This window comes from Streptococcus sp. FSL W8-0197, assembly GCF_037963785.1.
Taxonomy (GTDB): Bacteria; Bacillota; Bacilli; order Lactobacillales; family Streptococcaceae; genus Streptococcus; species Streptococcus oralis_CQ.
In genome coordinates, this window is the sequence record NZ_CP150168.1 from 1052251 (window position 1) to 1066219 (window position 13969).

Consider the following 13969-nt stretch of genomic DNA (forward strand, 5'->3'; position numbering starts at 1 on the left):
TTTCTCCTATTCTGGGATTTGTTGGGTGATACAGTGGATATTGCCACCACCTAATAGAATATCTCTGGCTGGTATTCCTACCACTTCACGGTCTGGGAAACACTTGCTGAGGATATCTAGGGCCACTTGGTCGTTTTTATCTTGAAATTGGGGAACAAGGACAGCCTTGTTGGCAATATAAAAATTGACATAGGAAGCTGCAAGACGTTCACCTGCATAACGCTCTTCTTCCCCTTCTTCATAGATGTAGCCTGACAAATCTTCTTCAGTAACGACTTGTAGATTAGCTGGAATAGGAAGCTTATGAATAGTGAAAGTGCGACCTTTTGCATCCGTTTCCTTTTCTAAAAGGGCAAGGTCAGCTGCAGACATGGCATACTGGGGATCGTTTTGATCATCTGTCCAAGCCAAGACAAGTTCAGCAGGACCAACGAAAGCTGCAACATTGTCAACATGTTCATTGGTTTCGTCCTGATAAATACCATAAGGAAGCCAGATAACTTTTTCAGCGCCAAGGCTCTCTAATAAGGTGTTTTCGATTTCCTCTTTACTGAGATGAGGATTGCGACCAGCGCTTAGTAGGCAACTTTCAGTCACAAGAATGGTCCCTTGACCATCGCTTTGGATTGCCCCGCCTTCCAGTACAAAAGGTTTGGCATCGTAAACAGGCATTTCCAATGCCTCAGCAAAACGACTGGCTACTTGGTCATCATCTTCATAATCTTGGTAGAGGCCATCGACTGTACCACCCCAGGCATTAAAAGACCAATCGACTGCCAACTTTTCTCTTTTTTCATTGACGAGAATGGTTGGCCCAGTATCACGCGCCCAGGCATCATTAGTAGGAATATCTAAATAAACAACCTTGTCTCCAAGATAGGATTGAGCTTCAGATAGATGGTCCTGCTCCACCAAAAGATAGACTCTTTCCACTTCTGCTATGGTCTTGATAATCTGAGTAAATGCTCTTTTAGCAGCCTTTCCTTGAAAAGGCCATGAACCTGGTCGAGTCGGCCATATCATGAGGGTGCCATGATGGGGTTCGTACTCTGCTGGCATACGATAGCCTGCTTTTTTCGGAGTTTCTATCATGATAATCTCCCTTTAAAGTCTTGATAGCCAAAGGCTTTGACTAAGCTGCAGTCACCCTGCTCGTCCATAAGATAGAGACTTGGCAAGCCAATACCGTTAAAGGTATTATTTTTGACAAAGGAGTAGATTGCCATGTCTTCAAAGTAAAGTCTATCACCGATTTGGACTGGATTTTCAAAACTATAATCACCAATCACATCACCCGTCAGACAGGTATTGGAAGAAAGTCTATAGGTATGGGCTTTTTCCTGCGGTTCAAATCCATTTCTCAAAGGTGGACGATAGGGCATTTCAAGTACATCTGGCATATGGCAGGTCGCGGAGGCATCTAAAACCAAAATATCCATACCGTTTTCGACAATGTCCAATACTTCAGTTGCTAGAGAACCCGCATTGAGCGCAATAGCTTCACCCGGCTCGATATAGACTTCAAGATTGTAAGTTTCTCGGATACGCTTGATTTCAGAAGTCAGCAAATCCACATCATAGTCTTCTCTCGTTATGTGGTGTCCTCCACCCATATTGAGCCATTTGACCTTATATAAATAAGGTCCAAACTGCGCTTCTACAGCTTTCAAAGTTGTTTCTAAATCATCTGCCCCCTGCTCACAAAGGGTATGAAAATGAAGACCATCTACTAAGTCCAGCAAATCACTCGGTATCTTGTCTAAAGTAACTCCAAACCGAGATCCCGGAGCACAAGGGTCATAGAGCGCGTGATCACCTTGGGTAGAACATTGAGGGTTGAGGCGCAAACCGACACTGATACCAGCCTCTCGGCAACGAGGACCATGTTTACGCAACTGTCTCTCTGAGTTGAAGACGATATGGTCCGTTATTTCCAGCAATTCCTCCAAGTCTGCATCCTTGAAAGCAGGTGCAAATACATGGACTTCCCCTGGAAACTCTTCTCGTGCTAGTTTAGCCTCATAGAGTCCACTAGCCGTTGTACCAGATAGATACTGGCTAATCATGGGGTAGGTTTTGTAGAGAGAATAAGCCTTCTGGGCCAGTAAAACCTTGCAGCCCGCTTCTTCCTGAACATATTGTAAAATACGGCAGTTGGCTTCTAACTTGGCCAAGTCAATGACATAAGCTGGTGTGGGTACTTGTTCTAACTTCATTAGTCCACCATTTGAGGGTTTTCAACCACAACCCAAGGCAAGCCGTACTCATTCAAAGCTTCCATAAATGGATCTGGATCCAACTCTTCAAGGTTGTAAACTCCAGGTTGTTTCCAAGTACCGTTCATAACTAATTTTGTTCCAATCATAGCTGGAACTCCAGTCGTGTAAGAAATAGCTTGGGAGCCAACCTCAGCGTAACATTCCTGATGGTCGCAAACATTGTAGATGTAGATGGTCTTTTCAACTCCGTCTTTGACACCTGTAAAGATACAACCGATATTGGTTTTTCCAACAGTGCGTGGGCCAAGGCTTGCAGGGTCTGGAAGCAAGGCTTTTAAGAATTGGATTGGCACTATTTCTTGTCCGTTGAAGTTAATAGCATCCGTACGAAGGAGACCAACGTTTTCCAAGCATTTCATATGCGTTAGATAGGATTGACCAAAAGTCATAAAGAAACGAATCCGTTTAACGCCTGGAATATTTTTTGCCAGTGATTCGATTTCTTCATGGTGAAGGAGATACATGTCTTTCTGTCCAACTTGTGGGAAATCATACTCACGTTTGATAGACATAGCTTCAACTTCGACCCATTTTCCATCTTCCCAGTAAGAACCTGGCGCAGAAACCTCGCGGAGATTGATTTCTGGGTTAAAGTTTGTTGCAAATGGATAACCGTGGTCACCACCATTACAGTCTAAAATGTCGATATAGTGGATTTCATCAAAATAGTGTTTAAGTGCGTAAGCAGAAAAGACGCTGGTCACACCTGGGTCAAAACCAGATCCAAGCAGAGCGGTCAAGCCTGCTTCTTTAAATTTTTCCTGATAAGCCCATTGCCATGAGTAGTCAAAGTAAGCTGTAAAACCAAGCTCCTTGCAGCGTTTTTCATAAATCGCACGCCATTCAGGGTCTTCTGTGTCCTCAGCTTCGTAGTTGGCTGTGTCAATATAGTGGACTCCTGTTGCTAAACAAGCGTCCATAATAGTCAAGTCTTGATATGGGAGTGCTACATTCAAAACAGCTTCTGGTTTGTAGCTTTCAATCAAGGCAATCACTTCTTGAACCTTGTCAGCATCAAGAGCAGCTGTCTCAATCTTTGTACTTGTTGTGCCTTCTAATTTAGCTTTCAAGTCATCACATTTTGACTTAGTACGACTAGCAATCATAATCTCTGTAAATGTTTCGCTATCTTGGCAAATCTTTGAAATAGCAACTTGGGCAACGCCCCCACATCCGATAACTAATAAACGACTCATTTTTTTCCTTCCTCTTCTTCTAAAATATCCTCAACATACTTAGGCAACATAAAGGCTCCCACATGTAAGTTTGCAGTATAGTATTCTGTAAAAAGCTGGCGTTTTTTCCAGCCTTCCTTGTCAAAATCTTTGACAGGGTGGTATTTTTTCGATGCAAATCCAAACAACCAATAGCCCGCTGGACTGGTTGGGATATGGGCCTGATAGACCCGGCTGATTGGAAAGGCTTGATTGACCTTGCGGTGCATGCTTCGGCAAGCTGACTCATCCTCGTCAAAAAACGGACTCCCATGCTGGTAAATCATGATACCATCTTCTTTCAAAGCTCTGTAGCTGTTCCCGTAAAATTCCTTGGTAAAAAGCCCTTCCGTATGCCCAAATGGATCTGTCGCATCGTTGATAATGATATCGTAATCATCCTCACAGTTTCGTAAAAAACGAAGCCCATTTTGGTAGTAAATGGTAACACGAGGATCATCTAGCCCTGCAGCAAAGTCTGGGAAATACTCACGACAGACTTCAACCAACATCTCATCCGGTTCCACAATATCGATTTGTTCCAGTTCAGGATAGAGTGTTAATACTTGGGCAACACCCCCGTCACCACCCCCAATAACCAATACTTTCTTTGGATTTGGATGGACAGCCATGGGTACGTGGACGGTCATTTCATTGTAAACAAAATCATCTGCATCTGAAAACAAGACATGGCCATTTAAGATCAATATCTTTCCAAAAGCTGGTGTATCTAATACCTCAATATCCTGCCACTCACTTTTTCCAGCATAGAGTTGCTTGGCTGTTCTCAGGGACAGTTTCACATCTGGAGTATGAACTTCAGAAAACCATAAATCCATCTAGTTCTCCTTTCTCTCAATGATGTTGATGTGATTGACTTCTGGATCTTCCGTCCCTTGGAGGGAGCAACCACGTTCCTTGGCGAATTGTATATAATCCACAATCTCTCGTGTAATCCGTTCACCTGGTGCTAGGATTGGTATCCCTGGAGGATAGCACATGACAAATTCCCCACAGACTTGTCCAACAGAATCATCCAAGGTTAAACTTTTTCTTTCTGAATAGAAGGCTTCTTGTGGAGACAGCACCAACTCGGGCTGGATATATTCTCCAGCAATCAAGTCCTTCCCATCTCGAGAATAGAGTCTCTTAATATCAGCCAAAGCACCGACTAAGCGCTCGATGTCTTGGATGCGGTCGCCAATGGAAATATAAGCTAAGATATTGCCAATATCACCAAACTCGATCTGAATGTCATATTCATCCCGTAAGAGATCATAAACTTCAATCCCTGTTAAACCAATCCCCTGAGTGTAGACTGATAACTTAGTCACGTCAAAATCGCAAACTGAGACACCGTCTATTAACTCTTTTGAATAGGCATAGTAACCTCCGATAGCATTGATTTCACGGCGGGCATACTCGGATAGTTCAATAACTTTCTCAAAAGACTCTTTACCACGAAGGGCCAAGTTGCGACGTGAAATATCCAGACTAGCCATCAACAAATAAGAGGCGGATGTTGACTGGGTCAGGTTAATTATCTGACGAACGTACTCAGGATTCATCTGCTCACCGATAAGTAAAATAGAGCTCTGGGTCAAACTCCCACCGGACTTATGCATAGAAACCGCTGCCATATCAGCGCCAACGTCCATAGCAGATAGCGGCAATTTATCTGTAAAATGCAGATGCGCTCCATGGGCTTCATCTACTAAAACCATCATGCCAGCTTCATGAGCCATTTCTGTCAAACCCTTTAGATCTGAACAGATGCCGTAATAAGTAGGATTGTTGATTAGGATAGCCTTAGCATCTGGATGTTCCTTTATAGCTTGAGCCACTCGGTCATTTTCAAGACCTAAAGCTATACCAATCTTAGGATCTACACTCATCTCGATATAGATGGGAATGGCACCACATAGAACCAGCGCATTGATAGCAGATTTATGGACATTACGCGGCAAAATAATCTTATCTCCAGCCTTGCAGGTGGAAAGAATCATGGTTTGAACAGATGAAGTTGTTCCGCCAATCATGAGAAAGGCATGTGTTGCTCCAAAAGCATCCGCAGCCAGCTCCTCTGCATCCCGAATAATCGAAATAGGGTGCCCCAGATTATCCAACGGTTTCATAGAATTGACATCAATGCCAACACATTTTTCACCTAGCAGTTCGACAAGTTCTGGATTTCCTCGTCCGCGTTTGTGACCTGGTACATCAAAGGGAACAATCCGTTTCTTGCGTAACTTCACCAAGGCCTCATAAATTGGGGCTTGGTTTTGATCTAACTCTTTCAAGACATACTCCTTTACCGTATTTTTAGCTCCTCAAAATGATGAGGGCGACCAAAGGTTGACTTATGAAAAAAGAGCAGGTTTTCACCTGCTCTGCAATCTTCTGACGTGTTTATTTTGGTTTCTGTTGAGTATGTCTGTTCCCGATGTTTCCTAACTCTCTAGTAGCAAATATTACGTACTTTATTGATCGTTTCACAAGATGACGTGTGCTTTCACCACACTAAAATTTATGAATTAGGACAAGCGTCCTAACATCAACTTATAAAAGTAGGCTTTTAACCCTATCAATAATGTGGCTTTTCAGCCACGCTTCGGCATTCAACCCTGCCTGTCCGTAGGCATTTTTTACTCGGGTTTATATTTGCTAGAAAACATCTTCTCATTTTCTAAGCCTTATAACTATATCATGTTTATAAGAGCTTGTAAAGGATTTTATGAAACTTTTTTAAAGAATTTCTTTTTTTGTTCGCAAAATATTATTCAACAGTAAAAAAGAAATCGCTTTAAACCGTCATCTGTATAAGAAAAAATGAACTACAACCATTATTACTTTAATCATTCTTCAAGTATGACTTGATATTGAAAATCAGTTCTTTTCATCAGATTTTATACACATTTCTAGCTAGGAAGTGCGAATCAACTGCTCCAATTCTACTTTTGAAAGCTGTCCTTGATTGTAAAGTTTTCTAAGTAAGTCCTCATCTACGGTAATTGAATAGTAATCCGTCACAAACTCATGAAATTTCTCAAAACTGTCAAAGAAATAGGATAATAACCATTCGCCACCGTCCTGATCTTGATAGGTATTTTGATGTTCTTGACCGTCATACCAGATAAAGAAGGTTGTTTCATCTTTTTGCTCTTCTGAGTATAGGTTTTGATACTTTTCATCCAGTCCTTGATAAAATCCGTCTATGATGTCTTGATTCCACTCATCCGCAGCAAATTGACTCAAACTACTTTCATGATCAAAACCTTTTATGAGGATCATTTTATCAGTCAAAATCACATCTAGAGAATCACCAGAGCCATTGTCAATAAGGTAGCGGAGTCCATAGTTTTCCTCAGTCTTAATCACGAGTCTGAGCCAATCCTCACTTGGATCAATCAGATACTCATCAATGACCAGCAAGGCATCTAAGTGAGTCTTTATCTTGTCCCATTCAATTTTTCCCATCTCTTCAATCCTCCATCTTAACGTTTAAAATCTATTATGCTTACAAATTCTATAACCAATTTCTATCTATCCCATCCGACTACACTGTGGAATATTTCCTTCACCAGACAAATCATCAGGTGTACGATTTTCTAGATGTGCATTCATCACGCACCTGACTAACAGTTGGTAAAAGTAGTTAACAAATAGTCACTAGGACATTTCCTTTGAGAGTTAAGATTTTCTTATAAAAGTCCTTCATTTTTACAAAACAGGTTCGAATATCATCCTTGATTTCTTCCTCTTCATCAAGATAATCCCAAATATCGGGGTATAAATCTGCCTTCTTGCATGCTTCCATGCTAAAGTCTGCCAGAGCCCTATCCATGTCAAAATTCTCTAAAGCTTGAACAATCTCAGCTATCTTTGAGTGTTCAGTATAGGCTATATATTCTGACACATTTTCTAAAGGGGTCACTCCCAAGACAGCTTCTCTCAAGGGGTCGTCATCCATAAATTCTGAACTACTAAAGCCTGTCATAATAAAGAGTAAGGCATCCCACATTTTGTCAATATCTATCAACGTATCATTTCCCTCAGGATAATCCTCTACCAAGTCAAGTAAATCCTCTTCCTGACAAGGATACCGCTTTATTTGGCTTAATTCATTGTCAGACAGATATTGATAATTAGCAATCATTCCCATAATGTTTCCTCCTATCAGTTCCTTAGGATAGTACTGATGTTACTAGTTCCCTTTCTTGAAAAGGCAAGAAATCTACTGTTTTTGGATTCTCCTCCTTATTTCTCATTCTCATCTTCTATAACTTCCCAGACTTCTGACTGATAGCCCTCACCATCTATATCATAGCGCTGCATATAGCCAATAAATCTTTCCTTTTTATTTGCCTTACGAGGCTTGAGAATGTTTATAGCCCAGAATCCGATAAGAATGAGAACTAAAAGCGCTATTACTGTTTCCATCTCATCACCTTTGCCTACCTTAATACCCTTCAACCCACTTTTCATTGTCCATGATGAAAGGCTTAGCTAGTCCTTCACCTGTGTAATCCGCATATTTGGTGGATAGATACTTGTAACAATCTTCCTTGCTCGCAAACTTAATAGCTTGATAAGGCTCTTCAAAAGTCAGTTTCTCTACAAATAAGAAACCATCTTCAGCCGGCACTAAAATACCAACATGCCCGACAAAAAGAAACTCTCCATCCAAATTATCATGCAAGACTACAGACAGCATTCGAGCTTTGTCATTAAACTGAAACTGGGAAAAGAATTTCTCCATCTTCTGCGCGTGAATTTTTACATCTGTTGTTGCTTCCGTCTCCACCCTAGAAAATAGAATATCAAACTCTTCCTTATCTTTTGCATCAAACACCTTTCCCTTATCGATAGCATCGTTATCCACGAAAAGAAGCTGATCATTCTTTTCAAGTTTTGGAATTGTGACCGAATTTTTCAAGAGCGCATAGCTATTAATACGGCAGTTGGTCCCGACAAAGTCACCCTTTTTTTGATTCCAGAGGTTGCTGATTTTCTCTACGTCGTATTCTGTCTTCGTAAAGGAGGCAAAATTTCCACTTAAGCCAGTGGAACCGACAGTCGCATTATAGTCTGTGACAAGATTGAAAAATGCCTCAACACTATTTGGGTCCAAGTGAGCTGATAAGAGAGATTTGACCTCTTCGATACTGACCTGATTGTTCAGATTGGTATATGAAGCCGTCCAAGGAACTTTATCTGAACTGGTCTGTGTCTGATTTGCAGCTTCAGTGCTCGTATTATTTTGCTGACAAGCAGCCAAACCAAGAAATAAGGGCAAACACAGTCCCAAGGCTACTACTTTTCTCGTTCGTTTCATGCAATTCTCCTTCTAGACTACAAGTCTCTTTTTCATTTTAAACACCATTCACTAATCATTCAGCTAGTAATCGTTGACTTAGCTATATTATACTACATAAGTCAAAAAAAGACCGCACGAATCACCCATTCATTACAGCCTTTTTAATCCTATTTTTTATTGAATGACGAAACCTTTAGGCAAAATCGCCAGTTGCAGTCCCAATTCTTGGCAATGACTGGCTAGCACTACAGAATCACGGTCTACAAGATAATTTTCAGTTGATTGGTTAAAAACAGCTTGGATTTTTTGTCCATCATAATCCCATGCCAGAGATACCACATCTGGCTTGATTTCTTTCAGTCTATAGGTCCCGTTCTGAATTATATCTGAGACACTCTTGCGAAGCTGAATTAATTTCTTCATAAAATTCAACATCTCATTGCTATCGGAAACACGTTCCCAAGGCATGACACGACGGCAATCTGGGTCTGGTCCTCCATCTAACTCCAACTCCGTTCCATAGTAGAAACACGGTGTCCCCCTTTGTAGAAAGAGGTAAGCAAGGGCAGACTTAACGAGTTGGACATCTCCCTTGGCAGTAGTCAAAATGCGCTCCGTATCATGCGAATCCAAGAGATTGAACATCACTTCCGAAATCTGTTGTCTATAGTACATAGATTGGCTATTGATTTCATTGATGAATTGAGGTGACTTCTTAACCCCACGCAAGAAATAATCCTTAATGCTGTCGGAGAGAGGATAGTTCATGACTGCGTGGAATTCATCGCCATTTAGCCAGGGCTGGGAAGTGTGCCAGACCTCTCCAAGAATATAAAGGTCAGGCTTTTTAGCCAAGACAGCCTTATGGAAATCTCGCCAAAATTGATGGTCTACTTCATTCGCAACATCCAGGCGCCAAGCATCAATACCAAACTCTTCAATCCAGTAGGTCGCAACGCTTAACAGATAGTCTCTCACTTGAGGATTGGCCGTATTGAGCTTGGGCATATAGCTGGCAAAGGCAAAGGTATGGTAAGGGAGTTTTCTTGGGTTTCCCAGCTTATCCTGGGTCACTGGGAATTCTTGAACATGGAACCAGTCTTTATATTCCGACTTTTCACCATGCTTGAGAACATCCTGCCATTGTGGAGATTTGTCCCCAATATGGTTGAAAACAGCGTCCAGCATGATCTTCATGCCTCTCTGATGAGCCTCCTCCACCAGTTTACGAAAGGTTTCCTTATCTCCAAAATGATGGTCAATTTCGAAATAATCCGTCGTATTGTACTTGTGATTGCTTGGGGATTCAAAAATCGGACAGAGATAAAGACCTGTAATGCCCAAGTCCTGCAAGTAATCCAGATGGTCAATAATGCCCTGTAAATCACCACCAAAGAAATCGCTCGTTTTTGGTTTGATAGAGGAATCCCAAGCTAGCGCACCTTCAGGTGAAATATCCGGATTGCCATTAGCAAAGCGTTCTGGGAAAATCTGGTACCATACCGTCTTTGCTACCCAGTCAGGAACATGGCAAGCATCAATCTCATGGATATAAGGAATTTTAAAGCCATTTCCTTCATAATGAAGGTTTTCTAGCGTGTTTTCAACACATCCCTTATCGCCATATAAGATTTTTTGACCCTGATTATCCTTGAGTTCAAAGAGATACTGGAGTCGCGCATAGCCGACCGTAACTTCCGCTTGCCAGTAATCAAATAAGGCATCGGAAGTCACTTTGACCATCGCCTTACTTGCTTCATAATGGTCCTCTAAAAAGATAAAAGTGTCTCCATAATGCAAGTTGATGTTTTCAATGTCATCTTTCTTGGTCCGGATACGAATGTGCATTGTCTTGTCTTTATAAAGATAAGCGTACTCCGACTCTGGTCTGTGGTAAATGGCTGTTAATTCCATTGTATTTGTCTCCTGATTGACTTGGTTGCATTTACGACGCAAACGTTTTCATAATTGTGATTCTAGTATACTACTTTCGAATTTTATTTTCAAGACTTGTCCGTAGTTTCGAGTGAATTGTTTTTGAGAATATAAAAAAGTAGTAAGACTTAATACCTACTACTTTCTGATTGATGATTTACAACTGTCTTTCCAGCCACTCTATCTTTTTAAAATCCTTATTGTTATTGTGGTTATTTCGATAGGAATCTTGGGAAGAAGACTTATAAATACTTAAATACTGTTCTAAACTTGGAACACGAAACGTGATGTCCTCGAGATGAATCAACTCTATATCTGATTCAGATACTCCTGCAAAATCAGGTAAGGAATCAATACTTCCAAACTCAACACTCAGACCATCTTTTTGGAATTCATGCTCATGAATATCTATTAAGGCATAGCCTAAGTGTTTCATCACTTTCATTATCTTGTCCCAGTCATAAATCCTGAGATGATCAGGCGCTTCCCAGCCTCTAGGGTCACCAGGCACATGAATGTCAATGTCAGACGGCCGCCATTCTTCATTTGAACGGTATTCAAAACCCAAAGACCCCATGAGCGTCGGTGTGATTCCAACTTGGTTTAAATGAGAACAAATTGTTCGAAATTCATCAAATAGAGAATTCATTCCTCCTCCAATCGTTGATATAGAACTCGATTTCGCAGTGAAAAATAAACTAATTTTTACTTTCTACTCTTTCGGTTTTGAAAATACTTCTACCCGCTGAGCTAGGACTTTGATTTCAACAGGTAGGTTATCCGATTTATCACCGTCAACATCTGACTCCAATTCACTATCTGAAGAGATCTTAATATTACGCGCTCTGATATACTCAATATTATCATTGCCGACAACATCTCCTTTTAGTAAATCAGGAATGACGGATAATTTTGAGAATATAGAAGCATCTTTTAGAATCAAAATGTTGGCATAGCCATCTTTGTCTTCTTCAAAGATTTTCTTATCAGCGAAGTAATTTGTCAAGAGAACCAAAACATGACTAGCTTCACCAACATAATTTCCATTTTCTGTCTCGACATTAATATTAAAGACCTGATCCGTCATCACAGACTTCATGGTATTTACAGCATAGGCAAGGATACCAAATTTTGTCTTATCCTCGATTTCAACATTGTGAATCGCCTCAGGCAGAGAACCGATACTAAAGATATAACCAAAATAATTGTCATTCGCTTTACCGATATCAATCTTGTTGGTTAAGTTAAAATCGAGTTCATCTATCGCGCCATCGATATCTTGATTGATTTCCAACAGTTTCGTAATGAGGTTACCCGTCCCACCAGGGATAATCCCTAACTTAGGAATGTAATCTCTCTCAGCAATACCTGAAATGACTTCATTGACAGTCCCGTCTCCACCGAAAACAACCACTGCATCGTACTCCTCACGAGACGCTTCTTCAGCAAAAATTGTTGCATCCAACGCTTTTTCGGTAATTTTGGTTTCAACATATTCAAAGTATTCTTTTGCTTTATTCTCCAGCTTGACCTTATAATCCAAAGCCTTCTCCCCACCAGAGGTAGGATTAATAATCAACATTGCTTTTTTCATTGATAGTACTCCTTAATTTTTAAATAGAAATGTTACTGTAACTACATCAGCCATTACATATAATGCTATTATATAATGAAACCTCAAAAAATAGAAATCAGACGTACCGGAGATTAATATAATTTTATTCTATTTTCCCATCACCTTTAAGGATTCATCCAAATCAGAATAAGCTTTATCCTTTATCCAATAAGGAATACCATAAGCTGCCTATGCCACCAAGTGAGATGGCGTTTCTACTTACAATACTCGTTTATTCTATCAGCATATTCGGTCAAAAGATTTTTTGAATAAATTTTTTCATTTTTTGAATTTCTAACTTCTTTCCAAAGAATAGAAGCTACTTTTAGTTTATTCGAGTAGTTGCCACTATTTTCGTCTGAACAGAAATCCTTCAAAAATTGATTCCATTGACAAACCGAATGATCATACTTGGCATAGTCTGAATCTCCATAATAAACTTTTAGCATATCTTGGATTGTAAAACTCAAATCATGTTCTTTTTTCACTTTTCTCCAAGCAGTGGCCATATCAGCAGTAAATTTAAAGGGGGAAACACCTGTTAAAGTTGAGAAATATTCTCTAAAGTGTGCATTAAAGGAGAATCCGCACTCAAGTAAGGGCGTATCTAAGGTAAGAACTTCTACTCGCTTCTTTTTCCTTTTTACTGATGATTTTTTAATCAAATTCCCATTGAAGTACTGCTTAATAATATCATTGAGTTCTTGTTTTGTACCTCTATTTTCAAGCCCTAATGATTTACATATCTGTGAAAGTTCATCACGATACCAATAGTATTTATTAAATTCATCAAAGGATATGATTTTATCAAACTCAGGTCTGCTCTCTATCAATATAACACCTCCTTAAAAACAGTTTAGGTTTTCATTTCTAAATAATGGTATTTTTGTTTCTTTATTTTGAGGATTAGCAACGTTTCACTAACAAACTCACACACTCAGCGGTTCGAACTTACTGTATCATCAGTGAGAAACAAAGTCTTTTCCATCTTCTAAAGAATCAAACACGACAAAATCTTTAGAATGATCATTTTGGCACGATTCCAATAGATACATCTTTCATTCTCCCAATATTTGAAAAACTAACCGATATTTTAAGCAACTTACAATCAAATTATCTAGCCTTAATATACGCATTTATCATATAACGAAGATAATTAAGTGTTGTTTATCTAGGGTCGACATCTATAGAAGTTATTTTGTAACCATCATTATTGTATAAAAATTCTAATTGTAGGGTTAAATCTACTAATTCAGAATCGGAGGTCATCTCATATTCAACAACAAAGCCAGTTTGATCATTAAATTCATAAACTTGTAGTTGGGAGTACTCATAATTCGGATGGAAATTACAATCTACACCATATTCATCAATTTTATCAAAATCATTTAAGTGTAATGAATCGTTAATATATTCAAGTAAATCTCTTACATCATCAACTTCCGAACCATCAACACAATCCATAATATCTCTATAATTATTTAAATGAATTGCTCTTAAAATCTTTTTAAGTACTTCAATTACTTTTTCTTCATCTTGGTAGTTTTCTTTGTACTCAAAATCATCGAATATTCCCATGATAATACTTCCTTTTTTGTAATCAACTTTA

General features: G+C 39.6%; 14 protein-coding genes and 1 pseudogene. All 15 read right to left on the reverse strand.

All coding sequences use genetic code 11. The features are described 5' to 3' along the window. Positions 1-6: 6 nt before the first annotated feature. The 15 genes and pseudogenes from aguA to NYE79_RS05400 all read right to left on the reverse strand — a co-directional run bounded on the left by aguA (position 7) and on the right by NYE79_RS05400 (position 13938). Positions 7-1092, reverse strand: coding sequence for an agmatine deiminase (gene aguA / locus NYE79_RS05330; RefSeq protein WP_339293586.1), 1086 nt, complete (start codon positions 1090-1092; stop codon positions 7-9). Further along, positions 1089-2216: a carboxynorspermidine decarboxylase gene (gene nspC / locus NYE79_RS05335; protein ID WP_049478256.1), complete on the reverse strand. Its 1128-nt coding sequence runs from the start codon at positions 2214-2216 to the stop codon at positions 1089-1091. The genes aguA and nspC overlap by 4 nt, the downstream gene beginning before the upstream one ends. Continuing rightward, positions 2216-3475, reverse strand: coding sequence for a saccharopine dehydrogenase family protein (locus NYE79_RS05340; protein ID WP_049478257.1), 1260 nt, complete (start codon positions 3473-3475; stop codon positions 2216-2218). Before NYE79_RS05340 ends, nspC begins: the two co-directional genes overlap by 1 nt. Continuing rightward, positions 3472-4332 carry a polyamine aminopropyltransferase gene (gene speE, locus NYE79_RS05345; RefSeq protein ID WP_000366713.1) on the reverse strand — a complete coding sequence of 287 codons (861 nt, stop codon included), beginning with the start codon at positions 4330-4332 and terminating at the stop codon, positions 3472-3474. Before speE ends, NYE79_RS05340 begins: the two co-directional genes overlap by 4 nt. Then, positions 4333-5793, reverse strand: coding sequence for an aminotransferase class I/II-fold pyridoxal phosphate-dependent enzyme (locus NYE79_RS05350; RefSeq protein ID WP_251464156.1), 1461 nt, complete (start codon positions 5791-5793; stop codon positions 4333-4335). Between the two features lie 622 nt (positions 5794-6415). Then, positions 6416-6970 carry a hypothetical protein gene (locus tag NYE79_RS05355; protein ID WP_251464158.1) on the reverse strand — a complete coding sequence of 185 codons (555 nt, stop codon included), beginning with the start codon at positions 6968-6970 and terminating at the stop codon, positions 6416-6418. A 178-nt stretch (positions 6971-7148) separates the two neighbouring features. Continuing rightward, complete coding sequence (locus tag NYE79_RS05360) at positions 7149-7655, reverse strand: YfbM family protein (RefSeq protein ID WP_251464160.1); 507 nt, start codon at positions 7653-7655, stop codon at positions 7149-7151. Between the two features lie 95 nt (positions 7656-7750). After that, complete coding sequence (locus tag NYE79_RS05365; RefSeq protein ID WP_061428063.1) at positions 7751-7933, reverse strand: hypothetical protein; 183 nt, start codon at positions 7931-7933, stop codon at positions 7751-7753. A gap of 19 nt (positions 7934-7952) precedes the next feature. Next, entirely contained in the window at positions 7953-8828 is an 876-nt protein-coding gene (locus NYE79_RS05370; RefSeq protein WP_251464161.1) for a DUF4300 family protein, read from the reverse strand. A 156-nt stretch (positions 8829-8984) separates the two neighbouring features. Further along, positions 8985-10724: a glycoside hydrolase family 13 protein gene (locus NYE79_RS05375; protein ID WP_339293587.1), complete on the reverse strand. Its 1740-nt coding sequence runs from the start codon at positions 10722-10724 to the stop codon at positions 8985-8987. A gap of 178 nt (positions 10725-10902) precedes the next feature. Then, on the reverse strand, positions 10903-11394 hold the full coding sequence (locus tag NYE79_RS05380) for a phosphoribosylanthranilate isomerase (protein WP_251464166.1): 492 nt from the start codon (positions 11392-11394) through the stop codon (positions 10903-10905). A gap of 63 nt (positions 11395-11457) precedes the next feature. Beyond that, positions 11458-12339: a diacylglycerol kinase family protein gene (locus tag NYE79_RS05385; protein WP_251464168.1), complete on the reverse strand. Its 882-nt coding sequence runs from the start codon at positions 12337-12339 to the stop codon at positions 11458-11460. 113 nt (positions 12340-12452) lie between these two features. Continuing rightward, positions 12453-12549, reverse strand: a pseudogene (locus NYE79_RS05390) (hydrolase); the annotation flags it as partial. 26 nt (positions 12550-12575) lie between these two features. Continuing rightward, the gene (locus tag NYE79_RS05395; protein ID WP_251464170.1) at positions 12576-13193 is read right to left on the reverse strand and encodes an SAP domain-containing protein; all 618 of its coding nucleotides are present in this window, start codon (positions 13191-13193) and stop codon (positions 12576-12578) included. 334 nt (positions 13194-13527) lie between these two features. After that, entirely contained in the window at positions 13528-13938 is a 411-nt protein-coding gene (locus NYE79_RS05400) for a hypothetical protein (protein ID WP_042902292.1), read from the reverse strand. Positions 13939-13969 lie beyond the last annotated feature (31 nt).